Below are 26,353 nucleotides of genomic sequence, written 5' to 3'. Positions count from 1 at the left end.
TCTTTATCTCTATTTTACTTTAAATTCAATTTTTTTTATCACTGTCTTCTTACCATTATATTGTATTGTTTTAGCCACGGTATTTTTCTGTTTTCCAGATACCCATACAATATTCATAGTATAAATAGCTGTTTTATTTCTATAATTACCTATTTGATTTCCTAGAGTTAGGCTTTGATTCTTTTCATTCCAAATTATGGGAATCTCAATATATTTTCCTTTTTCATAATTATAATTATCTCCTTCATCATTATAATAGGTAAAACTGGCATCCTTGCCTGTATAAACCCGAATTTCAAGTTCGTCTTGCTTAGCATGAGTATCCTGAATTATATTTCCCATAGGCACAATTGAACCTTCTTTTACAAAAACTGGTATTTGATTTAAAGGAGCTGGAGTTAAAATTGTTTGCCCGCCTTCAAATCGTTTTCCAGTCCAGAAATCATACCAAGCATTTTGTTTTGGCAAATAAACATTCCACTCAGTCACATCAGGAGCCGTCACTGGAGCTATCAAAAAAGCTTTTCCAAACATATACTCATAGGCTTGACTTACAGCAATATCATCAGCATTAAAATCCATAATTAACGGTCTCATCAATGTCGAATTATTGTTCGATATTTGCCAAGCTTCCGAATAGATATACGGCAATAACCGATACCTAAGATTCATCATAGAACGCATATTATTCTCTACTTTTTCACCATACTTCCAAGGTTCGGTTTCCGTTTGATATCCGTGTATTCGGAATATTGGATTGAAAGCTCCCCATTGAAACCAGCGAGTGAGTATTTCATGATACTTTTCATCGGTATACTGTCCTTGACCAGGGCGAAAAAAACCTCCTATGTCGGTAGTCCAATAAGGCATGCCGGTAAGATTATAATTCAAACCTGCAACTATTTGACGTTTATAGGTATCCCAATCCCAGCCTATATCACCCGACCAATTGATTGTAGCGTAACGTTGCTGACCCAAAAAAGCAGAACGGGTAAGAATGGCCACTCTTTTTTCTGGATTAGTATTTCTTTGTCCTTCATAAACGGCTTTGCTAACGAACAAAGGATAGGTCAATCGATAAAAATCACCTAAACCAAAATAAGTTTGTTTGCCTCTTAGTGCATCATTTTCAGGTTCAGTTGCATCCATCCACCAAGAATCTACTCCAAGAGTAAATAAATTTCTGTTGAGTGCATTCCAATGCGTTTTTTGGGTTTCCGGGTTATAAATATCTATCCAAGGACTATTAGCAATGAACAATTTTTTTGATAAATATTCTTTTGCGACTTCCGATTCTTTATTCAGATTTTCCCAAACAGAAATGGAAAAATGAGCATTCAAATCATGAATTTCCTTTATAAATTTTTCAGGTTCAGGATAATGTGTTTCATCAAATTTAGGTACTCCCCAGCCATATTTCCCCCAATATTGCCAATCTTGCACAATTACGTCCACCGGTAAATTGCGTTTTCTAAATTCTTTAATTGTAGAAACCAAATGTTCACCAGATGTATATCGTTCGCGGCATTGCCAAAACCCAAATGCCCATTTAGGCAACATGGGTACATTACCGGTTAAGTTTCGGTAATTAGCTATAATTTCGTCTGTATCTTTTCCTTCAAAAACTACATAATCAATGGATTTGGCATTAGGCGAATTAAAAACCGTTTCATTATCAGAAAGTTTTAAACTAAGAGACGGAATATTACTCGATTTACAAACTACTTTTACAGTATGTTCTCCTGCAGTTAAATGAACTAATTTACTCACTGCCGGCGGCAGCCATAAATTAGATTGGTTGATCACGTCTATACCATCAATAAGTACTAAATGACGGCTATCCATATCTCCGAGATCAAGCATCAAAGAATATTCACCCTCTTTAGCAGTCGAAAAATTTCCGGAATATATAGATTGCTGTTGTGAAACTCGCTGAGTGCCTGAAGTCGTTGTAACTTCAGCTTCACGTTTTTCATTTTCTTTAACATTGTTTTTAACCAAAAAAATGTCTTGATTACTTGGATTAAAATAGGTCAGACCATATTGATGCCATAATAATCCATAACCTTTATTAGAAACCAAAAATGGAATCGCAATCTGTGTATTGACTTGAATTAACTTTCGAGTTGCATTCTTTAGATTATAAAACCCATCCTGAAATTGTCCTAATCCAAACAAGTATTCATCTTCTGGAGATTCAAAACCTTGTTGGGCTGCAAAACAAGATTCCCCCATAACAGTACTAGGTTTCATTAACCTCGTATTTGCCTTTTCACTAAGAAATACTTTTCCTGATTTATCGAAATACTTAAGAACTCCTGTTTCTTTATCAAATGTAACCGTCATCGCTTTTGTTATAAGCTGCAAACTTGTTGGGCTTTCTTTCAATGCAAAACTGGGTGCATTAGGTTTGTTTATTAAGACAAACTCTTGCGCTTCTTTCATATCTCCGATTTGATATTGTACCCGTATTGATTTATCGGTAAGAGGAATTATGTTTAGCACTCCTTCTGATAAATCTATAGATAATTTATCTTTCGTTAAAACATAACTTTTATATTGCTGTGCCCTAATGGATACAGACAGCAATCCTAAAAATAAAATGCATATGAATCTTTGCATATAAATTGTTTTTAAAAATTATGAGCTATTTATATATTGGAATTAAAGAAATGACAAAACCTCCTCTGCGAAGCAGTTTTACCTCAATAGTGCTGTTTTTATTTACTGCCATTACTTGTGAAGAAAAATCCTTGTCATGTTTTCCATCTGCAATGATAACTGCGCGATAACTAACCCCTTCTTTCAAAAAATCCAGCTTTATTTTTTTTGTTTTTTCTTCGCGTTCAGAGGCATTAATACCTCCTATATACCAAGAATCTCCTTTTTGGCGAGCCATAGTAACTTCCTGCCCGGGATAACCATCAATAAGTTTTGTATTGTCCCAAGCTGTTGGTACTTCTTTCAAAAAAGTTTTGGCCTCATCCGGCAGTTCATAATAACCTTCTGGTCTGTCTGCCAAATGCTGCAAAGGAGATTCAAAAATTACAGAAAGAGCCAGCTCATGTCCATAAGAAGTATGATGCGGGAACTGAGAATTCGTAAAAGTAACAGGTGTATAATCCATCGCTCCAACTACATTTCTTGTAAAAGGTAAAACAGTATTATGCTCTGGAGCTGTGGACGAAAATTCTGGTCCATTATTATACCATTCGGCTCCACGTACTGCTTCATAAGTCATTAAATTAGGATACGTTCTTGACCAGCCTCTAGGGACAATACACCCGTGAAAATATACCATCATTTCAAACTGGGCTGCATCTTCCAGAATATCAAGATAATATTTAATCATATCTTGTTTTTCGCTTTCAAAAAAATCAACTTTGACTCCAGCGACACCTAATTTTTTAAGCTTTGTAAATTCTTCTACTCTATTTTTATGAGTAAGCATTCTGTCTTTTGGAGTAGAAGGCACCCAAGTATGATCTCCGCCTGAGTTATACCACATCAATGGTTTTATTCCTTTTGAGTGAATGTATTTTAGAGCATCTTCAAGATTTCCGCCATTACCCATTCCGTCCCATTCCCAGTCCAAAAGTGTATAAGGCCAGTTCATATTTACTGCTAAATCAGCAAACTCGCATACAGTTTTATAATCTTTAGTTCCGTGGTTACTCGACCAGTAATTCCAGGATACTTTTCCAGGTTTTATCCAGTCAGTGCTTTTGAAACCAGTAGGAGCTGACACATCTTCAACCAATGTACTCTCCACAATATCCGACAAACTGCCGATGCTAATTACCCTCCAAGGCGATTGCCATGGAAGTGAAATGCTTGGTTTTGATTCTCCAGTCCCTCTGCCGTCTTTAGGGTCTGGAAATGTAAGCTTATAAGTATTTATATCATGGGCGTTACTGAGTTTTGTACCACAATAACTGCGGTCTAAATCAGCTTCGTGGAGGAGATACCAGCATGATTTGTCGGCTGAATTGAATAGTGCTGGATAACACCATTCCTGCTGTTGTATTTTATCATCGCTGGAAACTGCATATAAGCCCTCATTAGCAGGATTCCATTTTTCTAACCATCGTTTGCTTTCTTTTGGTATCTGATAAGCGGTGAGTTCTTCTTTTATACTAAACGAGCCTTGTTTTTCAGGAAATTCATATCGAAAAGTCAATCCATCATTATAGGCTCTTATAATAAGATTCAATTTGGCTTTACTTGGATTTTCAAAAGAGACAATTACTTCATTGGCTGTATTTTCACGTAAAGACTTCTTGCCGAATGGAAGTTCATAATGCTCCTTTATCATTTTTGGTTTAGACGCTTTTAAAAAAAGAAGTTCTTTTGAAAAATCCTGATCACTTCTTGAAAGCCCTAAATTTACCTTTGGAAGAATTTCAGCTGACTTATTATCTGCTTGATAAGATACTTTCAAATACCATTCACTATTATTACCGCTGCTGGCATACAATGCTGTCTCAATTTTTTGATTTGGAGATTTTAATGTTATTTTTTGTGACCAAGTAAGACAAGGAAAAAATATAACAACAAGCACTAAAATATTTTTTAACTTCATGATTTTATCTAATTCATTTTAATTACTCTTCATTATCCCGAGCATCTTTGAAACATATGGCTTTCAAAACAATCTGCATCCTTCAGCTGTAAAATGAAAATTATCTTCTGCATCAGAACATCCGCTTGAAGAAATCACAGAAGAATTTGAGCTTGTTAACAGAAGAATGTCTATAATTTTAATTATATGGCACCTTTAAATACTATTATCTTCAAAAAATTAAACTTTCAGAAATTTAAACGACTCTTTATTTTATATTCCAAAAAATAATAATTCAAATATATTTGTTAAAACCAGATAAGAATTACTAATTTGTTACATATGCTTTACACTACGTAACATAAAAATTAAATATCCATAATTACCAATATTAATTGTCTTTTCCTGAAAATTATACCGTTTAAAAAGAGCTTATCTCAATAAATACTGCTAAAAACACAAAATAAAAAACCGTATTAATCATTATTTTTATTTCGAAAAAAATACTTAGAATACTATTCTTTATATGTAGATAATAACCCAAGTTCAGCTAAAAAAACTCAACTCTTTTTTCAATAGAAATCTACAGCAATAAAAAAGAAACAAATATTTACACTCCTTTTAAAACCGTTTTATTTACTTACCAGCGAAATAATATTCCCCTTATTAGTGGATATATCAACAAGAATAGTTGGTTTTATATCCAATGGTTTTATTTTTGATTCTGCAGATATTATTGCGTCTGGCGTTTCATTAACAAAATAAAACGGATTCGAATTTTCTCCATTTGCCACTGCCAATTCAGCTCCTGACTTTAGTTTCATAGCATTTGGCAGACGCAATCTTAAATTTCCGCCAAGTGCTGATTTTACAATTAATTTTGTCAGTTTAGATTTTTTCCATTCCATTTCAACAATTTCAAAACCGCCTCGGGTACGTATTCCTTCAACACTGCCATCTGGCCAGACATCAGGTAATGCGGGAAGCAAATGAATTGCTCCATCTGAACTTTGAACCAGCATTTCAGTAATTCCTGAAGTGCATCCAAAATTTCCATCAATCTGAAATGGAGGATGCGCATCAAAAAGATTATTATACGTTCCGCCGCCGCCAGCATTTACCCCCAAAGGAGTCAATTGATTTTTTATAAGAGAGTAAGCATGATTTCCATCCTGCAGTTTTGCCCACCAGTTTATTTTCCAGCCCATACTCCATCCTGTTGATACGTCTCCACGCTGCAGCAAAGTGTTTTTTGCTGCTGCAAATAATTCAGGTGTTCTATAGGCAGAAATTTGATTAGAAGGAAATAATCCATACAAATGGGAAACATGGCGATGATTGTCTTTAGGATCATCAATATCGTCTAACCATTCCTGAAGCTGATTGTGTTTCCCAACATGCATCGGCGCCAGCCGGCTGCGCAGCTGCTGCAGCGTATCTATTAAAGCAGTGTCTTCTTTTAAAGTTTGTGCAGCCCGAATTGTGGCACTAAAAACATCATAAACAATTTGATTATCCATTGTTGTTCCAGCATCAAGTGATGAGCCGTTATGAGCTTTTGGTGCATTTTCGGGAGAATTTCCAGGATTTACTACCAGCCATTTATATTTTGGATGTTCGACCAGAAAATCGGCATAAAATAAAGCAGCACCTTTTATTGCCGGGTAAACAGCTGCCAAAAATGCTTTGTCGCCAGTGTAAAGATAATGTTCCCACAAATGCTGGCTGGCCCATCCGCCTCCAGCAGTCCATAGCCCCCAAAAAGCACCGTCAACAGCACCTGTAGCGCGCCAAATATCGGTATTATGATGTGCCATCCATCCTCTTGCTCCATACATCGTTTTAGCAGTTTCCTGTCCCGTTACTGCTAAATCTTTTACCATTTCTAAAAAAGGAGCATGCAGCTCTGAAAGGTTTGTTTTTTCAGCAGGCCAATAATTCATTTCAGCATTTATATTAATGGTATACTTACTATCCCAAGCAGGATTGATGCTTCCATTCCAAATGCCCTGCAGATTAGCCGGCTGTCCTCCGGGCTGTGATGATGATATAAGCAAATAGCGCCCATACTGATAATATAATGCCACAAACTGCGGATCATTTGTATTTCTAAAATTTTTCAGACGTTCATCTGTTGGCAGATCTGCAACGGGAGTTGTTCCCAAATCAAGTTTTATACGATTAAAATATTTTTGATAAGCCACAATATGAGCCTTTTTTAATGACTCATAAGATTTACCAAAAGCTTTATTCATATAATTGGCAGCACGCTGTCCTTCATTGCCGCTTACATCATGATAATTATTAAAATTAGTTGCTATTGATATAAAGACAGTAACAGCATCAGCATCTTTTACAGTAAGCATACCATCAGATTCTGATAATTTTCCACTGTCTAATTTAATACGGGTTATACCTTTAAATTTAATTAATCCTTTTACCCCTTCATGGTCACTCGCAGTACCCGTAATTTCGAGATCTTTTGAATTGTTAACTGCAAAATTCTTAATCTTATGAGGCGAAGTATAATTAGCCGTGAATGAAATACTTCCTTTTTTGTTGGCAGTAATTCTCATCACTATAATCCTGTCTGCAAATGACACAAAAGCCTCTCGGGTATATTTCACACCATCAGCTTCATAGCTGGTTTTCGTAACTGCATTTTCTATATCAAGTTCCCGTCTGTAATTAGAATACTTTTCATGTCCATTAAAATATAAATTGAGATTTCCAACTGGCTGAAATATCTGTCCTTGTGACTTCTTTGAAATAAATGCTTTATTTCCTAATTCTTCAGCTTCTTTATAATTTCCATCAAAAATCATTTTTTGAATTTCCGGCAAAGCTGCTAAAGCGTTTGGATTGTCATTCCTATTAGGACCGCCACTCCATACCGTATTCTCATTCAATTGAAGAATTTCATGTTCAACATTCCCATATACCATAGCTCCAAGAAAGCCATTACCTATTGGCAGAGCATTTTCCCATGTTTCTCCTGAAGGCTGATTGTACCATAATTTAAGATTTTTGTCCCCCTGCGGGTACGCTGAAAATCCTAAAAATAAAAATGTTAAAAAGAAAGTTTTCATCGCAAATAATTAATCTGATTCTAAAATATATGCATCATCTCTGAATATACTGACATCGTTTGGTTTTGGGTAATAACTCCTGATTTGTTCAAATCAAATTTATTGATACAGAAAATCAATATTTTTATTACTGTTTTGATACTATTCAGCTATAACAGCCTTAAAAAAAGTTATAAATGATTATCAAATTCTGGTGTTTTTCATAAAATTTACATTTAAAAAAAATAACATTTTTATAAATGAATTAATAAAATTATATACTTAAAAATAAATAATCTTTAAAAAAAACATCAACACAAACGATTGTGTAAAAATATATCATTTTTTTCAATGCAGAATAAATTAAGTATCGTGTCTACAATTATTACATTTTCAGCAAAAAAAAAGGACTAATTCCAACATTAATATAGTCACAGTGACAATATATAGTATGTTTTTAATATTTTTGCTTGAAAAAATTATACTACCCTAGATTTTATCTTACAAAAAAACAGTTCTTAGTTGTGGCAGAAAACAAAAAAAACAAAAAAATTGACAAAAATGAGACTACGTGGGTAATGAGAGACATTACCATTGACTGTGCAGTATTTGGCTATGACAACGGAAGCCTTAAAATTCTTCTTGTGCAACATGGCGAAGGAGTATCTATAGGTCAGTGGGGGCTTCCCGGCGGATGGATTACCGAGAAAGAACATATAAAAGAAGCCGCACACAGACTACTCAAAAAAGTTACAGGGCTTGACCAAATTTATCTCAAGCAGCTAAAAGCTTTCGGCGCACCAGACCGTTATCCAGCTGCTCGGGTTATTACAATAGGCTACTATGCCGTAATCAAACGTACAGACTACAACATCACAGCAGGCGGCAACATCTCTGACGCACAATGGTATAACATCAACGAAATACCCGAACTAGTCTTCGATCACAGTAAAATATTGAAGTATGCTCTTAAAAAGCTTCGGAAAGAAGTTAAAAAAGCGCCTATAGGTTTTTCATTGCTTCCAAAAAAATTCACTTTGCTTGAACTTATGCATTTATATGAAGAAATTTTAGGATACGAAATGGACAAACCTAACTTTAGACGTAAATTCCTGAATATGAAACTGCTTAAGATTCTTCCCGAAAAACGGCAAAATACAAAATACAGAGCTGCCCAGCTGTATGAATTTGATCCTGAGATTTACGAAAAACTGACTAAAAAAGGGTTCAGTTTCGAATTCTAACAACAAACCAATATTCTTATTTATGCAGTCTATTAACACCACCTTTTGATAATACCAAAATAAGATCTTATCAGCATCGTAGTTTTAAACAGAAATTACATATAAAAAATATTTAAAAAAAGAATTACACAATTTTCAATAAAAAACAAAGTTATCACACAAATTAAATGTGTTTTTTACATTTATCAATAAAAATTAAATATTATTTATGTTTTTTGTATTTTTTCTGATTAAAATGAAATTATAACACTAAAATTTAGAATCAAATACAAGAAAAAACAACCACTTATTTAAGAAAAATTTGCTGATATAAAATATATCTCTTAAAATTGTAGTCAATTAGACTATATATAAAAAACACTCCAAATATTATTCTCATTAAAGTAATTTATCACGCTCTATAATACTAGAATATATAAAAGTCCATTACGTTTTTCTTTAAGAGGATAGTAAACAATTCCGGATAGGTCTAACTTTTTTATCAAGATGACCGCCTATTGAGAGAATTCAAAATGGAATATTTTTTAAATTTAATTCATGCGGGAATTGCATCAGGTTCTTTATTTTTTACAAACTCTTTAGTACGTTTAAAGATTTCTATATAAATCATTTTATAACTTGTCTTCAATAAAACAGTTTTTTGAGAAGACTCCCGTTTTTATTTTTTTAGATCAATTTTTTCTAACTCATTATATTTCATGAAAACCTTTAAAATACTAATAATTATATCGCTGCTGATTTCCTGTCAAGCAAAGTCTCAATCAGGAATACTATATACTTCAGATTCGCAGTTATCAAGCAGTTTGATAAATTCTATGTACCAAGACAGTAAAGGATACATCTGGATTGCGACCGAAGATGGCTTAAATCGTTATGATGGAGCAAAGTTTGTTATCTACAAACGCAGAAAAAACAATGCCGGAACTGTTCTTAATAACTACATAAAATCAATTTTTGAAGACAAAAACAAAAATTTATTTTTTGGTTTTATCGATGGCCTTCAAATCTATAATCATGCAACGGATTCTTTTAGTGAGATTCTGATGACTGATAATGCTAATACGAAATTCAATCCTCATGTAAGCTGCATGATACAGCGAAAAAATGGTGATATTTTAGTAGGATCTTCAGGTTATGGCATTTTTAAAATTGATTTTAAAAAACAGACCCCAGTTGCAAATCATCTGAATATCCAGATTCCCACCACAATGATTCATGATCTTTATGAAGACAAAAATCAAAATTTATGGATTTTAACACAAGACAGAGGACTTTGGAGGATAGACAGCCATAATAACATAAAACAATTTTTTGTTTCAAAGGATCATTTGACCAATATTACCAGTATTTGCGAAGATAAAAAAGGAAACTTATTTTTAGGTACGCTTAACAACGGTCTTTTTATTTACAACAGATCTGAGCAGAAATTCGAGTCATTTACAAACTCAAAATCACTTCCTATTAAAAAATTATTTTTGATTAAAAACAATCAAATACTGATGGGAACTGACGGAATGGGATTGTATAATTATGATCCTGAAAAAAAGAAGCTTTCAGTCGCTAACTTTAATGTTGCCAATTTTGATTTTACAATGTCCAAAGTTCATTCCATCCTTAAAGACCGGGCAGGAAATCTATGGATGGGACTATATCAAAAAGGAGTATTGCAGCTTCCTCCCAAAGAAAACAATTTTAACTACATAGGATACCAGTCCGTTAACAATAACATCATTGGTTCAAGCTGTGTCATGTCCGTATTCCGAGACAGAAAAGGCGTTTTATGGGTAGGAACTGACGGAGGTGGCCTTTATGGCATTTCAGATAAAAATAAAAAAAAATATCATTACACTTTTGAAAAAAATGGTTTCAGCCGACTTGCAATTATGTGCATTTTTGAAGATTCAAATGATGATTTATGGATTGGCACTTACCTGCATGGATTGGCAAAACTTAACCGCAGCACTAACAACTTCGAATTCATAGATAATATTTTCAGTAAAGAAAATAAACCAGTAGAAAATATTTATAACCTAGCTGAAGATCAGAATAAACAATTATGGATAGGCACTCTGGGTTCTGGGCTATATTGCATGGATCTTACTACCCATAAAGTGGTTAACTATAATTCAAACTCAAAAGACAGTAATAATACTTTAGGAAATTGGTGTGTGAACTGTCTTTTACCTGCCCAAAATAATAAGCTTTATATTGGGACTTATGACGGACTATACTGTATGGACCTGAAAACTAAGACTTATATTAAAAAAGGCTCGCTAAACCATACATTTCCTAAAAGAATAATATACGACTTACATGAAGATAAAATCGGAAATTTATGGATTGGTTCATCTGACGGGCTTATTTATCAGCCAAAAAAAGGGAAACCCGTTATTTATACAACTGATAATAATTTGCCCAGTAATATAATTTCTGCGATACAGGCAGACAAAAGCGGTAATTTATGGATCAGCACTAACAGTGGCATATCGCGGTTCAATCCACAAAGCAAGAAATTTTTTAATTTCAATTTTAATGACGGCCTTCAGGGAAATGAATTCAGTAAAAATGCTTCATTTCAAGACAATAAAGGCCAGATTATATTTGGAGGGATGAAAGGCGTAACGTATTTTGATCCTGAAATGATAAAATATAATGAAAAAAGCACTAATGTTTATATAACTGGCTTTTATATTCAGAACAAATCGGTAAAAAAAGGGATGAAATCTGACCAGTTTGAGATAGTAAACAGTGCTCTTATTGATGCCAAAACAGTCGATTTGGGACATGAGGACAATTCTTTCAGTATTGAGTTCTCTACTATGGATTTTAACAATCAGCGGCATATAACTTACTTCTACTCTTTGGAAAATAACAAATGGAATAAACTGCAGCAGGGCATAAACAACGTCACATTTAACGATCTTGAACCTGGAACTTATAATTTTCAGGTAAAAGCAGAAGTCTATGGCAAATATTCAAATATTCGCCAATTGGCAATAACTGTACATCCCGCATGGTATTTTTCAATATGGGCCAAATTGTTTTATTGGGCACTCTTTTTTGGTGCGGCATATATTACTATACAGCAGATTAATCAAAGAAAATTAACTAAAATAAAATTACAGGAACATTTACAAAACAAGCAGGTAAATGAAGCTAAACTTCAGTTTTTGACAAACATTTCACATGATATAAAATCTCCAATTTCATTAGTTATCAATCCTTTGCTCAAATTAATGAGTACGGATCAAGATACCGCAAGGCAGAAATCGTACATGGTAATGCATCGCAATTCTGAAAAAATCCTTCAGCTGGTCAATCAGGTAATGGATGTTCGTAAAATTGATCAGGGACAAATATCCCTGAACCTTGAGCGGACAGAAATAATAAACTCCTTAAAAGAAAGCTGCCTGCTGTTCGAAGAGCAGATTCAGACAAAAAATATTAAATTAAAATTCCATTACAAAAAACCTGAACTCTATGCGCAGATAGATCCAAAATATTTTGACAGGATAATTCAGAATGTGCTTTCCAATGCGGTTAAATTTGTGCATAATGAAGGAAATATTGAAATTTTTATTGAGGAAGATTCAAAATTATATCAAGACAATAAAGAGATTTCCTGTTTTACTATAACTATTGCTGACAACGGAATAGGAATAAATGAGAGCGAACTGGCAAAAATATTTGATCGCTTTTACCAATCCAGCAACAGTAGATTAACCCATACTGAAGGTACCGGCATTGGTCTGCATCTCACAAGATCAATTATTGAACTTCACAATGGAAACATAACGGCTGAAAATAATATTGAAGCTCCGGGATGCCGTTTTATTATACAGCTGCCCATGGGAACTGAGTACATGAAAGAAGAAAAAGAGGAAGAGAATGATACTCATGAACAGAATAACGATTTAGTCCTATCCACTTTGCAGATTCCTTCATTAGACTATATTGATCAGCCATTTAGCAACAGTACAGCAGGCAGAAAAAGAATTTTAGTTGTCGATGACAATGACGAAATCAGAGAATATTTATTTAAAGAATTATCAGCACACTACAAAGTCATTACCAGTATCAATGGTAAAGAGGCTTTAGAAATAGTTTTAAAAGACTCCTTGGATCTAATTATAAGCGACGTTAAAATGCCTGTAATGGATGGTGTTACATTTTGCCGCAAAGTAAAGAGAAACATCAATATTAATCATATTCCTGTGATTCTGTTAACAGCAAAATCCCACGATCATGATCAATTAGAAGGACTCAACATTGGTGCAGATGCTTATATTACCAAGCCATTTAATATGGAAATATTAAAAAAGACGATACTAAATCTTATTCGGACAAGAGAATTATTAAAAAACAATTACAGCGGCAATCAGGCACAGGAGGATAAAATCAAAAAAATCACAATGGAATCTGCTGACGAAAAGCTAATTCAGAAAATAATGAATTTTGTCAATAACAATCTGAGTAATCCAGATTTGAATGTAGAAATGATCGCCGTGGAAATTGGAATAAGCAGAGTGCATCTTCATAGAAAACTAAAAGAATTAACCAACCAGTCATCAAGAGATCTTATACGCAACATTAGGCTGAAACAGGCTGGTGAATTATTAGCGTCCAAACAGATAAACATTTCGGAAGTCGCTTACTTAGTAGGGTTTTCAAACATTTCAAAGTTCTCAACAAGTTTCAAGCAGTTCTATGGGATGGCGCCAAAAGCATACATGGAAGAAAGGCTCAAAAAAAAAGAGCATACTAATAAAGTTTCATAATATTTAAAATAGTGATCAATAACCCGTTGGGTATAATTATTTAAGATAAAAAAATGAAGTAAATGAAGATGTTAGATACTAGTCAACACACTGAAAACAAACATACTGAAGTCGGAAAACAAACCAATATCCATGTAGATATAGTTAAAAATTATTTTAAGGTTTTAGAAATTATAAGTTCTTTGAATTTTTGAATCAAATTACAAATCAGACGTTCGACGAAAAGAAAAATGTCTGATTGTGTGCTTCTTGGAATCAGAGGCTATTTGTCAGAATCTATTCAGTTGGACTTATTTCAAACAGTAAACATTCAACTTGAAACGCCAAAAAGAATTAATCAGAAAGATTATAAACCACAATCGTATATTTTCAGGAAATCAAGAAAAAGAATTGAAACATTATTTTCACAACTATGCGGCCAATTCTTAATCAGAAGAAATTATGCTAAATCTTTCATGGGATTTAAAACTAGAATTTTGGCAAAAATAACAGCATTGACTTTGATTCAATATATCAATAATTTTGAATTTGACAGACCTATAAACAATATCAAAAACCAATACATTTAATTATACTCTTAATAAAAGAATTAACAATTAAAATTCCCTTAAAAGAGGTGCCTCAAGGCATTGCTGAAGCAAGCATCGTCCCGCTTTCCATTGCACACGAACGATAGCGAACTGACGAAGTAATCTATGTTGTTCTCGTCTTTTGGGACGAGACGATTCAAAAGAATTTCTACTTCTAACAATGTTCATTGAACTCCGATAAAAGTATAGTGAAGTAATCTGCTAAAAGGAAACATTTTGCTTTTTTCCATAATTTAAAGAAAGGCAATGTGGTCAAAATGGTTTGTGATTCTTTTATTTAAAAAAAAACAGATAATTTTACTTACATTCGAATCAAATAGCGATTTATCGGCTTTGCAGAATAATCATCAATAACATTTGCATGGCCTCTTTTATCTTCCCTTCATCTGTCAATACAACATCGCAAACAGCTTCTGTTTTCTTACTGTCAAAATTTCTACCTTTCGTTTCTTTTCCTCCAATTGCAAATTCATCAGCTTGTAGATTTCCTTTCATCGGATACTTTTTAGAAGCTTTCATCGCAAGTTTTACTTTTTGAATAAATAACCAAGCAGTCTTTTGAGTTATTTCATAGCGTTTTGCAATATGGATTGAGGATATCGATTTGTTTGTACATGCCATTTCAAAGACAATGCAAAATGCTTTTTGAATTCCAAATTTGACTCTATGAAAAAGAGTTCCTGCAGTTGAGCTCTCATTATATCTGCATTTAGTACATTCTCTTTTATTATGCTTCTCAAAATGAACATACTTTGTATTATTACAACGCTTACATTTATAACCGTCTTTCCACTTCTCATTTGCAATAAATTCCCGACAGCTTTCGTCGTCAGGAAATATTTTTATAAACTCTAAAACCTCTTCGCCATTAAATATAATTTCCATATTCTTAAAATTTTACTGTAAACAAAAAAGTGTTTTTTATGTATATAATTCGATAAATTATTTGATGTGAATCAATTAAGTCTGAGCATTATTTGCAGTGGTCGAATCAGTTTTGCCTGTCTGGTTCTCAACACCGGCAAGCATTTTTAATTTTGGTTTTAGGGGGGACAAAACCATTTTCTAATATTTGGAACTCACCGCTCCAGTCTGCAGGCATTTGAAAAGTTTCTCGGTCTGCCAAAACACATCATAATAATTTCTCCCGGGACTTTCATCCAAATCAGCATGGTCTGCTGATCAATCGATAGAAACAATAACAAAAAATTTAAATAGAATATCCCTTAAGCCCCTCTTATCCAGCAAATATTCTTCCGCTTTAATAATTAGAGCCTAATAGGATATCCAAACCACACTAACTAATTGTTAATCAAAACCAATACACAAAACAAACGTCTTTATTTTACAGAATTACATATAACTGATTTTTTTGCATATTCTTTAAACCATTTATGAACAGGAAAAGCACAAGCCTCAGGATCGCTATTATATGCAATTCCACCATTTAAAGATCCATTATCAATAAGATTTTCAGGAGACAGCAAGTTCCAGATAACATTTCCAGACTCATCTGCTAAAACTTTAAAATTAGCTCCAAACCCTTTTTGTCCTGCTGTTCCGGTTACTCCGCCTTTTCCCCATACATTATATCCTTCTGGAGCCCAATCAATTTCTGTAACAGCAATTGGAGCGAAATCAGCAACCGGTTTAATGTTTTCATTCCAATTTGCTCTAAAGACCATAGGGTCATTATTGTCTCTGCCCCAATATCCTGGATAGATATGTACAGCATATCCAATATTTGTCCCTTCAATCCGGTTTACAGCATATCCTTTATACTGCGATTGATATCCAGAACCAGGAATCCAAATAATATTATTTGCTCCATTTGACCGAATCTTATTAACCATTGGCTGAAAAAACAGTTTCAAAGCATCAAAATGAGATTGAGTATTACTGCCATAATCGCCGTTGGTGCTTTTGATGTTAACTGGCTCATTAGCCAATTCGAACATAACATTTTCAGCATTTTTTAAGCCTCCATGATTTGACAAATAATCCCAGATCTTAAATAAATAATTATAATAATCACCACCAACATCAATTTTCTGAGGACAAACACCAGGAGGACGAAGAATTACATACATCCCTCTTGACTTAGCATGCTCAATAAGCGGAATAATAACTTGATCAACAGCTGTTTTAAATCTTTCAAAATTAAATTGAGAAATATCATCTTCCCCTTTTGTAGCGGCACCTGGGTTATTAGACCAATATGGGTCAATATGCAGTCTAATATAATTTAAATACCAATCTTCATTCTTACTATTTGAAAGCTTGTCAATTACACCGTTATTGTACTTTAAACAGCCAGTTACATCATAGTTATCCCATCTGCACTGACCAGCCGCGCATCCATTAAACCAAGGACTTGGAGTAATGGCTACCCCATGCAATAAAACTTTATTGCCACAAGGATCTTTCAAAAACTTACCTTCTACCTTTAGCTGCGGCGTTTTTTGAGGCCACGATATCGCAGCCTCAATTGGAGATGTTTCTTTTACAGGAACATCATCCTTTTCACAACTTAAAAATACAAACAAAATTATTCCTGTAAATAATAAATTGACTTTCATAATTATTACTTAATTCCCTTAAGTCCCTCAGCAAAGCTTACATAAGAAGACTTACGATTATAATTAAGATCCCACAAACCTTGATGCTGACCTGGTAACCACGAAGAATCAGATTTACTATCCGTTAATCCCCATACAGTAATTCCGTATCTCTGATTTACCGGAATGTTTTTCACATACATATCCACAACATATTTATACATATCGGCTTGTTTTTTAAGATCTGATTCTGTTGGATTAAGACCTGCAGCTACATCTAGTTCTGAAACCTTTATAAGTTTACCTGTAGCAGCCAGTAATTGAAACATTGTATTAATTTTATCTTTATCAGAATTTATGCCAATATGCATCTGAGTGCCAATTCCATCAACTTTTTGCCCTTTACTTTCAATATAACTTACATACTGGATAAGGCCTTTACATTTATCCATACTATATTCAAGGTTGTAGTCATTAACAAATAATTTATCTGTTGGATTACCACTTTTTCTAGCAAGTCTAAACGCCTCAACTGCATAATCTTTCCCCAGATAATCTTGCCAGTAGAATTCATCGCCAGCCATATTTACTTTACCTACGCCAGTTTTTAATTCATACGGTTTTCCATCATCCATTGGCTCATTGACAACATCCCATGCATTAACATAGGGAGCACAGTTTTTAACCATCCCTGTTATCCATTTATCCAGTGCATCACCAATGATAGCTTTCTTCTGCTCTGGTGTTTTCTCTTTTGTTTGAACACTTCCAGTTGCGCTATACTTTTCTATTTTGAGATTATCATAGTAAAAACTGGTGGCAGTTTTTCCAAGATTAAAGGCAATTGTATTACAGTCTGCCATATTTGAAGTAACTGTAATCTCTTTAATATAAGTCGTCCATGCGGTAGTATAAGAAAGATTGCCAAAGAAATCCCAGTGCTTATAACCTCCAGGATTTAATTGTGCCTGTGTAGGAGAAGTTGCCGCAGCATCAGCACGAATATCCATAGTAAGTCTGTATTTGTCCCCCACTTGTACAGCTGGAGAAAACTTTATGTAAAACTGTGCATCCCATTCATTAGCACGCACACTGGCATTTGTTAATTTAAGTGCTCTACCTGTTCCATTTGCACCCTGACCTGCAGCTGTAAACGATGCTGTTACATTAGAATTGAACTGATAATTGGATGCATCAGCAGTCTCAAAATCATTTGCAGTTATCAGATTCCAACCTGGACCTGTTGATGATAGAACATCTGGAGCAATGAGTTTTTTAAGATAAGTTGCATTTTGATTCGCATGCCAGCAGAGTGTGTGTCCAAAAACAGAAACATTAGCTTCTTTAGCTGTTTTTAGCAGTTTATTGACATTGTCAAGAGCAAGACTCCCATCTGCTTGTACAATTGCGCCATGTTTCATTTCATAACCCAAAGTAATCTCATCAAAATTCTTGTTAACTAATCTATACATCAAGCTTTTACTTGTATAATCATTCAATGAAATACCAGCACCTAATTTAAAATTAGGATTAGCTGTTCTGTCTACATAGCTTTTTAAATCAGAATAGACATTAATTTCTTCCTGTTTGGCAATGCTGGCGGGTTTTTCATAATCGTACTTTAAAGCATTATCGTTTGTACAGGATGCAGCCATCGCCAAAACTGAAGACAATAGCAGTATTTTGTATAATTTATTCATCTTCTTTAAATTTTTAATTTTTAATTTTTAATAAAATTTTCAATTATTTTTTAACTGGACTATAAACAGCTGCAGTTACACCTCTATCACGCAATACTAATGTATCTTTTGTAGTTACATTAAAATCTTGGAAATTTACTTTATAATCAAGATAAAGAGCATCTCGGTCTTTACTTCCCCAACTATTTTTTTCTCCTTTTTTCACAAACTTACCTGTACCGCTTGCTGTAAATGATGCACTGCTTCCGGAGACTGTACATTTATTTTCGTTATCAAATGTAAGTGTCAGATTAAAATTGATATTAACCCCATTAGCATCTTTGACAGTAACTGGAAAATCAATCGTATTTAATGATCGGGTATTAATTTTGGAAACTTGATCAGTTTCTACATAGGCAGTATGTCTGACAACTGTTTTATTAAGAGCCGTATTTCCATTATTTCCAACAATGACATCTTTTCCTCTTCTTAAATAATTGCCGTCCCAAGGATTTACATACTTTACAGCATATAAAACATAATCTTTGGGCGCACTGCTCCAGTCTGTGCTTAATAGTTTTAATGGATTAGGCACTAGAGCCTTTCCAGAAAGGATAGTATCAGCATTAACTACTTTTTTCATTTCAATAGGAATAACATATGTCTTTTTTACTGATAGAGGATCCGCAAAAAAAGCATCAGACAATTGTACCTCAACACCTCCTGTAATCTGACCTTTTGGAATAACAATCTGATTGCTTGAAAGTGTATAATAGCTGCTTGGCATAGCAACAATTTCATTTTCGCCAGCATTAAATAAGAAACCCACAGGCAACGAATTTGCAACAGCAATATCAATGGTTACATCTTTATCATTACTATAAACACCGCCTAAAGTTCCCATTATTTTGCACTTGTGCTGATTGTCTAAAGTCGTATCAAATATGTCTTCTCCCAATGTTATTGTTCGGACAGGGTATTGATAAGCAAAATAAACCGACTGATGATCATAATTATCAAACTCTGCATCTTGATTAGTACATGAAGTCAGAGAGACAACCACAGCTGTTAGCATTAAAAATATTTTGTTTTTCATTTTTCTTTAATTATATTAAATTTCCTTATACACTAAGTAGAGCCTTATTGTTCTACCATCCCTTGTTTTGCAGTAAAGCATTAAACTTAAGAGCTTCTGAATATGGAATTGGCCCAAATTTCATATAGTCTTTATAAAGTCTGCTTTCAACAGTAATTTTTTGATGGATACCGCCTTGGATCTTATCCCCATCTGCTGAAACATTTAAATTTGAATTCCATCTGCGCAAATCCCAAAATCTAAATCCTTCAAAACATAGTTCCAAACGGCGCTCGTTTCTAATTAAGTTGCGCATTTCCGTTTTGTCTGCTTTAATAGATTCCAAGTAAGGATCAGGCTGCACAATTCCAGCTCTTTTTCTTAAAGCTTTAACAACATCATAAGCCGAGAATCCTATAGAACCTGTTGCTGTTGGTCCCCATGCTTCATTTGCAGCTTCCGCATAAATAAGATACAATTCAGTATATCTCATACGCGGTTTATAATGTCTCTGATTATTGATTGAAGTTGGATTTAAATTCACATCCTGGCGCAGTAATTTTCTCATATAATAACCAGTACGGGTTGAAGTACCAACCTTGTTTAATGCATCATTTGTAGTACCGTCACTAGCTGTAGTAATTACAGAATTACTTACTCCCGCAGTTGACTGGTTTACTAAAATGAATTTTTTCAAACGAGGATCACGGTTGTCATAAGGCTTTGTCGCATCGTAATTACTGCCAGCAGCAGAAATAGGATAACCGTTTGCCATTGGGAAAGCATCAACTAAATTCTGTGTTGGATTGATACGTCCTTTTCCAAAAAGAGTTGGAGGAAAATTATCGCTTTCTAAATTATTACTATCACCAATATCACCTCTCCAAAGAATCTCTGGAGGATTAACTCCAGCTCCCATAGCTTTTAACTCATCAACATCACTGAACCAGTTCAATCCATTAGAAGCTATCCCAGAAACTCCGCCATTCAGGTTCAACAATGCGCCGGCATATTTAGCCGCGTCATCCCAAGTTGTTGTATTTCCTGCGCTAAAAGCTGGACTAGCAGCCAATAAAGCAGCTTGCGCTCTTACAACTTGCGCAATCCTAGAAGACATTCTTTGTCTCGCATATTGTCCAAAAACGCGATTGTAATCACTTAAATTATCGTAACCTGGAGGCAGTGTTGCAGCATCTTCAAAATCTAACGGCAGTAATTCAGTAGCTTTTTTTACATCACTGTACAATTGTTTCATACAATCTTCAAAAGAAGAACGTGCAACATTAAAGTTTGAACTTGCCGTTTCCGGCGCCAAAAGTACTGGCACTCCTAATAGCTGATCATTAGTCGCTGTACCTGCATGAGCCTGAAGCAAATAATACATATATAAAGCTCTCAGTCCATACGCCTCACCCATCAAACGGTCTCTAAACAAAAGACTTACTTTTTCATCTTTTGCCCATTTTACTTTACCCGCTTCAGAAAGAAAAATATTCAAATACTGAATAGCTGCTCTTGAATTTGTCCATTGATCCAATGGGTTAAAGTTTGAAGTCCATTGACCTGTTGCTATCTTAAGATAGCCACTTGATATATCATTTGTTACAGCATCATCTGTTGCTGCATCATTAAATGACCAGCTGTTCCCGGGCAGTCTTGTATAAGCATTAAGAAGAATTCCTTGTGCATATTCAGCTTCAGCATACATATCTTCAAGCCCTCTATTGTTTTCTATTGCTGGATCAATCAAATCATCGCAGCTGCAAAAAACAAACAGAACGGATATAAAAATTAATACTTTTATTTTCATAATAATTAAATTAAGTGTTTTTAAAATTTAAAATAATGCTTTAACACCAAGATTATAATATCTAGTTTGTGGTGCACTTCCGATATTTAATTCCATAACATCTCTGTTTTGAGATAGCGTTAACAGGTTAGATCCAAGTGCATAAACACTAAGCCCATTAAAAAAAGTTTTTTGAAGTACCTTTTTTGGAAAGTCATATGTAAGCTGTATTTTGGAAAGATTTACTCTGTTAGTACTATACATCCAAAAATCTGAGGAACGGAAATTATTATCGCTGTTCAATGAAGATAATCTTGGATAAATTGCCGTTTCTTTAGTCTCTTCTGTCCAGCTGTCACGCACATTAACTGAATACTTGTCTTCACCGTCCATCTGAAAATAAGAGCTATTTTTCATTGCATAAGCACCTGTTTGTCCTGTAAAAATCGTAAAAAATGTGAAATTATTCCATTTAGAAGTAAAATTAATACCAAATGTAAATGGAGCTCCATTCCAGCCTGCTTTACCTAAATAAACTTCGTCTTTATTGTCGACAATGCCATCACCATTCTGATCTATATATTTAATATCTCCTGGTTTAACTTGTCCAAAAGTTTGAGAAGGTGAATTAGTAATATCAAGCGCATCCATAAAAAAGCCGTCACTTCTAAGGCCCCAAAGCGCATCTAAAGGTCTTCCTTGTCTATTTTGATAACTGTCATCGTATAATTCGGCTCTCTTAGTTGCTTGAGTATCTAGATAAGTACCTGTTAATCCAAGTGCTAAATCAACATTTCCAACTTTTTTATTGAATCTTACATCAAAATCAAACCCAATACGTTTATCATCATTATAATTAATATATGGCAGGAATGAAGTGTTAGGGAAATTCGTAACAAAATAATTTGGATACAAACTTGAAGCCTGAATAACATTTCCATTAACTTCACTAACAAAAAAGTTAGTATTTAAGGTTATAAAGTTCTTAAAGAATGCTCCTTCTAATCCAGCACTCAGCTCATTTCTCTTTGCAAAACCTAAATCTAAATTTTCACCTCTTCTGGCATCAGTACTTCTGTTAAGAGCACCGTCTCTCCAGCTGAACCACTGTCCGTCTGTCTGGCTATATATACTTTCATATAAGTAATAATTTGAAACATCTAAATCTGTATTTAAAATACCTCCTGAAACACTCAATTTTAAATTATTAACAGCTGTCAAATCTTTCATAAAATCTTCTTCAGATAATTTCCAGCCTAAAGACATGGTAGGAGAAAATCCTTCACGGTTACCTTCTGCAAATTTGGCAGAATGTACAAATGCACCATTAAATTCTGCATAGTATTTCTGATCAAAATTGTATGATAAATTCAAACCTAAATTAGCATTGCTTGTTTTATGGTAAATACCAGAAAGACTCTGTTGATATCCTGAACCAATAAGCATTGCAGATAAATTATGCTTTTCATTTATTTTTTTCACATAATTAAACTGCCCGGAAAAAGCAACCGTTTGAGAAAGAGAACTCCCGCTGATGTTCTCAATACCTGTTTTTGAATCTTTTCCATACTTTGTCAAGGAAGTAATCTGATCCATGCCTGCATAGTTATTCCAAGATGCTTCGTATGTCGCATAAGTGTTATTATAGGACTGGTTGTACGAATTAGAATAATCAACTGCAAAATCAGTATGAAAAGTCAGCCCATTGATCACATCGCCTAACTCAACATTAATCCCTGTATTAAACTGAAACTGACGGCTTGTAAAGGTATTATGGCCTCCAGCATAAATACTTGCAAAAGGGTTAGTAGGATTAAGCTGTGTACCGCCTAATAAATATTGCCCATCAACTATATAATTACTGTTTTTTACAAGAGCCATTGATGCATCATCGCTTGGTTCAATCATACTGATCGGTACTAATGGGCTAAATAGATAAGGTCGCAGAGTAGCAGCACTATTCCAGTAGTTTGTATTTACCCCTCTGGAATTGCTATATATCGCATTTGCCCCAATTGTTGCTGAAATTCGGTCATTAATTTGAAGATCTACATTCCCTCTTACATTAAATCTATTGTTGTTATTATTTGCTGCTTCTCCAAAACTTTGCAAAGGATCCTGCTGAGATGAAAAATTAACAACCGTATAGTATCGTGCCGATTTATTACCTCCTGTTATCTCAACATTTGCATCATAATTAAAATAAAACTCCTTAACGTATTTTGGTGCATAATAATTAACATCAGCATATCTATATGGATTTTTGCCTGCTGCATAATTATAAATAGTTCCATCTGAATATGTTGGATCTAAACCATCATTAACTCGGGCTTGATTATAATAATGCATATATTCTGCAGAACCTAAATATTTTGGAAGGCTCTTAGGTACAAATACTCCATTATCAAATCTTGTTGTAATCTGCTGTTTCTGTACTTTACCTTTTTTCGTTGTAACACAAATTACCCCTTTTGCTGCACGGCTTCCATAAAGTGCGGCCGCAGAAACTCCTTTTAGAAAAGTGATTTGTTCAATCTCAGTAGATAATACTGTATTGACATCACGGGGAGCTCCATCTACTAATACTAAATAGCCACCCATTCCCCAGATACTGCCATTAAATCCTCCGATTAAAGCATTTACTCCATCTAAACTAGAAGTTGTATAGTTTTTTTGTGAAATTTCAGGCAGATTTACAAAAGAAACACCTCCCATTAAATCCTTACTTTCTTCTTTCTTGAAAGCAACCTGAACTAAATTTGAATTTTCTTTGTTTAAATTTATGTCACTTATGGCAGCTGTCGCTTTTAGTACAAGTGTAGTATAACCAGCAGCGCTAAACTCGATATCTGTATCAGCTGTTACGGTTATAGAGTAGCTTCCGCTCTTATCGGTAGCTACTTTAACATTATCTTTTTTACTGACAACAGCTGCATTCTCAATTGGTTTTCCTCCTGCTCCGATAACAATTCCAGCTAAATTTAATTTTTGGTCAATTTGAGCGAAAATCTTGGCAGGTAAGAAAGCAAATAGCACAAAACATAACACTATTTTAAGTTGTATATATCTCATTATTCTATAATTTTATTTTTAAATTTTTTAAAATAATCATTTTAATTACCATCCAGGATTTTGTGAAAATTCTAAATACATATTTACATCTGCATTTTTTAACGGAAGCCAATAATGCTTTTCGCTAAAATTTCTCACCAAAATCACTTCCTCACGAATATTAATAACTCTATTTTCGCTTGGTTTTGTTGCATCAAATGGTGTAGCACGATCAAATTCAATAGATTTTTTAATTGTATATGGACTCTGAATCAATAATAACCAGCGGCGCAGATCATTAAAACGGTGTCCTTCAAAACTTAGCTCCACAGCACGTTCACGTCTAAGCTCGTTCATAAATAAATCTAATGAACCTAAGTAATCTGTTGCTACGTGTCCAACGCCAGCTCTGTCACGAATTACATTTATAGCATCTACAGCAGTTCCTGTATATTTTGGATCTTTTCCTGTAGCAGAGCCATAACCTTGAGCTGCCGCTTCAGCATACATAATGTAGATATCAGACAAACGCATCCAAGGAAGATGAATATTTAAGTTATTACCATATCCAAATCCATCATCAAACTTATTTGCACTTCTAGGAATAAACTTATATAGTAAATAACCAGTTCTGCTTCCTGTACTTATATTTCGGTAACTGCCGTTAGTATATAGGTTTGCATAACGATTACTTTCTTCAGCAGCTGGAATAGAACCTGTAACGCATTTTACACCATCATATACAATGTCATTGTAAAAACGGGGATCACGGCCTTTCCAAGGATACCTTGGATCATATCCTGAATCTGCATCTGCTTTAGTTATATCTTTAATAGGTTTTCCATTCGCCATTCCATAATTATCAACATAATTAGCTGTAGGCAGGAATTTTACATCCCCGTCACATATTTGAGGCGCTGGCTGATACTGCTTAGAAGTACCCCAGTTAGATCCGTTTGCTCCCCAGTAAGGACCTCTGAAAATAGCTTCAGTACCTCCTGGCATTTTCCAGTTACTTCCGGTTGTATAAAAATTATCACTATATTTTGCAAACGGCATTAATTTATATTGTGAAGTGCCGCTTTCAGTAATATTTAATAATTCTGCAAAAGCTGCAGCCGCTTTTTTACAATATTCTGCATTATAAGAAGCATTTCCAGTAGATACCTTATTCATTAACGGACTTCCTGCCCATAAATAATTTTTACCTAAATATCCTAGAGCCATTATTTTATTGATCCTAAGTTCATTCTTTCCTAATGTTCTTTTTCCAATAACTGTATTATCCCAATTGGTAGGAAGTAAGTCAGCAGCTGCCCTGAAATCGCTAGCCGCTTTATCAGCACATGCTTGATAGCTAAGTCTTGGCAGTTTAAGCGGCTGATCACTAGGAAGTACTTCATCAATATAAGGAAGACCTCCAAAATACTGCATGAACTCAAAATGAAACCATCCTCTAAAAAACAATAGCTGTCCTTTGATTAAATCCTTTTCTTCTTGAGTATACTCAGTCATTTTATCGATATTAGCAAGACCAATATTTGCCTTACGAATACCTGCCCAGCCTAATGTCCACAAATCTTTATGCATACGGTCATTATCCGTGCTGACATTATTTCTGTTCATCCAGCCAGCCTGCCATCCGTCATACTCTCTTTGCCAGCCCCAAAAATCTCCCTTATCTATCTTACATATAAAGTGAAAATCACGGGCCGTAGATTGAATTTCATCTTCTCCCCAATTCCATGAATTTGTCCAATATCCATTAGTGAAATCTGGAACACTTTGGTACAATTCCTCAGTGAATCCTTGAAAATTTTCAAAATTTTTGAAAGCCTCTTCAGGAGATATATCTGAATCAGGAGATTTTTCAAGATAATCATTACAGGATCCTGAAAGTAAAAGCAAGCCTATAAGTAAGCTGTACTTTGATATTATTTTAATATAATTCGTCATAGTT

At 34.3% G+C, this 26,353-nt stretch carries 12 protein-coding genes and 1 pseudogene; 3 read left to right on the top strand and 10 right to left on the bottom strand.

Annotated features, from left to right (window positions below; translation table 11 throughout):
- Nucleotides 1–9: 9 nt before the first annotated feature.
- From AC1DVP_RS01700 to AC1DVP_RS01690, 3 genes are all read right to left on the bottom strand, one after another.
- Nucleotides 10–2,622, bottom strand: coding sequence for a glycoside hydrolase family 31 protein (locus AC1DVP_RS01700; RefSeq protein WP_477181825.1), 2,613 nt, complete (start codon nt 2,620–2,622; stop codon nt 10–12).
- Nucleotides 2,623–2,647: 25 nt separating this feature from the next.
- A complete protein-coding gene (locus AC1DVP_RS01695) occupies nt 2,648–4,582 on the bottom strand; it encodes a glycoside hydrolase family 97 protein (protein ID WP_477181824.1) in 1,935 nt (644 codons plus the stop codon).
- Nucleotides 4,583–5,193: 611 nt separating this feature from the next.
- Nucleotides 5,194–7,650 (bottom strand): glycoside hydrolase family 95 protein, encoded by a 2,457-nt coding sequence (locus AC1DVP_RS01690; protein WP_477181823.1) that lies wholly within the window; start codon nt 7,648–7,650, stop codon nt 5,194–5,196.
- 557 nt (nt 7,651–8,207) lie between these two features.
- On the opposite strand from AC1DVP_RS01690, the gene AC1DVP_RS01685 reads away from it, so the two are divergent.
- From AC1DVP_RS01685 to AC1DVP_RS01675, 3 genes and pseudogenes are all read left to right on the top strand, one after another.
- Complete coding sequence (locus AC1DVP_RS01685; RefSeq protein ID WP_477181867.1) at nt 8,208–8,873, top strand: NUDIX hydrolase; 666 nt, start codon at nt 8,208–8,210, stop codon at nt 8,871–8,873.
- A gap of 698 nt (nt 8,874–9,571) precedes the next feature.
- Nucleotides 9,572–13,651 (top strand): hybrid sensor histidine kinase/response regulator transcription factor, encoded by a 4,080-nt coding sequence (locus tag AC1DVP_RS01680; RefSeq protein WP_477181822.1) that lies wholly within the window; start codon nt 9,572–9,574, stop codon nt 13,649–13,651.
- Nucleotides 13,652–13,878: 227 nt separating this feature from the next.
- A pseudogene (locus AC1DVP_RS01675) lies at nt 13,879–14,220 on the top strand (transposase); the annotation flags it as partial.
- Between the two features lie 345 nt (nt 14,221–14,565).
- Here AC1DVP_RS01675 and AC1DVP_RS01670 read toward each other — a convergent pair.
- From AC1DVP_RS01670 to AC1DVP_RS01640, 7 genes are all read right to left on the bottom strand, one after another.
- Nucleotides 14,566–15,126 (bottom strand): IS1595 family transposase, encoded by a 561-nt coding sequence (locus AC1DVP_RS01670; protein ID WP_477181821.1) that lies wholly within the window; start codon nt 15,124–15,126, stop codon nt 14,566–14,568.
- A 455-nt stretch (nt 15,127–15,581) separates the two neighbouring features.
- On the bottom strand, nt 15,582–16,820 hold the full coding sequence (locus tag AC1DVP_RS01665) for a cellulase family glycosylhydrolase (RefSeq protein WP_477181820.1): 1,239 nt from the start codon (nt 16,818–16,820) through the stop codon (nt 15,582–15,584).
- Nucleotides 16,821–16,825: 5 nt separating this feature from the next.
- A complete protein-coding gene (locus AC1DVP_RS01660; RefSeq protein ID WP_477181819.1) occupies nt 16,826–18,499 on the bottom strand; it encodes an endo-1,4-beta-xylanase in 1,674 nt (557 codons plus the stop codon).
- A gap of 43 nt (nt 18,500–18,542) precedes the next feature.
- The gene (locus tag AC1DVP_RS01655; protein WP_477181818.1) at nt 18,543–19,574 is read right to left on the bottom strand and encodes a DUF5627 domain-containing protein; all 1,032 of its coding nucleotides are present in this window, start codon (nt 19,572–19,574) and stop codon (nt 18,543–18,545) included.
- A gap of 52 nt (nt 19,575–19,626) precedes the next feature.
- Nucleotides 19,627–21,363 carry a RagB/SusD family nutrient uptake outer membrane protein gene (locus AC1DVP_RS01650; protein WP_477181817.1) on the bottom strand — a complete coding sequence of 579 codons (1,737 nt, stop codon included), beginning with the start codon at nt 21,361–21,363 and terminating at the stop codon, nt 19,627–19,629.
- Nucleotides 21,364–21,390: 27 nt separating this feature from the next.
- Nucleotides 21,391–24,414: a SusC/RagA family TonB-linked outer membrane protein gene (locus AC1DVP_RS01645; RefSeq protein ID WP_477181816.1), complete on the bottom strand. Its 3,024-nt coding sequence runs from the start codon at nt 24,412–24,414 to the stop codon at nt 21,391–21,393.
- Nucleotides 24,415–24,459: 45 nt separating this feature from the next.
- Nucleotides 24,460–26,349, bottom strand: a complete 1,890-nt coding sequence (locus AC1DVP_RS01640; RefSeq protein ID WP_477181815.1) for a RagB/SusD family nutrient uptake outer membrane protein — start codon at nt 26,347–26,349, stop codon at nt 24,460–24,462.
- Nucleotides 26,350–26,353: the final 4 nt, after the last annotated feature.

This window comes from Flavobacterium sp. P3_A6 (assembly GCF_056403035.1).
This window is presented reverse-complemented; position numbering and strand designations above follow the sequence as displayed.

Coding starts and splice junctions, on each gene's coding strand:
- AC1DVP_RS01640 (WP_477181815.1), bottom strand. CDS start 26,349: ATGACGAATTATATTAAAATAATATCAAAGTACAGCTTACTTATAGGC.
- AC1DVP_RS01680 (WP_477181822.1), top strand. CDS start 9,572: ATGAAAACCTTTAAAATACTAATAATTATATCGCTGCTGATTTCCTGT.
- AC1DVP_RS01690 (WP_477181823.1), bottom strand. CDS start 7,650: ATGAAAACTTTCTTTTTAACATTTTTATTTTTAGGATTTTCAGCGTAC.
- AC1DVP_RS01655 (WP_477181818.1), bottom strand. CDS start 19,574: ATGAAAAACAAAATATTTTTAATGCTAACAGCTGTGGTTGTCTCTCTG.
- AC1DVP_RS01700 (WP_477181825.1), bottom strand. CDS start 2,622: ATGCAAAGATTCATATGCATTTTATTTTTAGGATTGCTGTCTGTATCC.
- AC1DVP_RS01685 (WP_477181867.1), top strand. CDS start 8,208: ATGAGAGACATTACCATTGACTGTGCAGTATTTGGCTATGACAACGGA.
- AC1DVP_RS01670 (WP_477181821.1), bottom strand. CDS start 15,126: ATGGAAATTATATTTAATGGCGAAGAGGTTTTAGAGTTTATAAAAATA.
- AC1DVP_RS01650 (WP_477181817.1), bottom strand. CDS start 21,363: ATGAAAATAAAAGTATTAATTTTTATATCCGTTCTGTTTGTTTTTTGC.
- AC1DVP_RS01645 (WP_477181816.1), bottom strand. CDS start 24,414: ATGAGATATATACAACTTAAAATAGTGTTATGTTTTGTGCTATTTGCT.
- AC1DVP_RS01665 (WP_477181820.1), bottom strand. CDS start 16,820: ATGAAAGTCAATTTATTATTTACAGGAATAATTTTGTTTGTATTTTTA.
- AC1DVP_RS01695 (WP_477181824.1), bottom strand. CDS start 4,582: ATGAAGTTAAAAAATATTTTAGTGCTTGTTGTTATATTTTTTCCTTGT.
- AC1DVP_RS01660 (WP_477181819.1), bottom strand. CDS start 18,499: ATGAATAAATTATACAAAATACTGCTATTGTCTTCAGTTTTGGCGATG.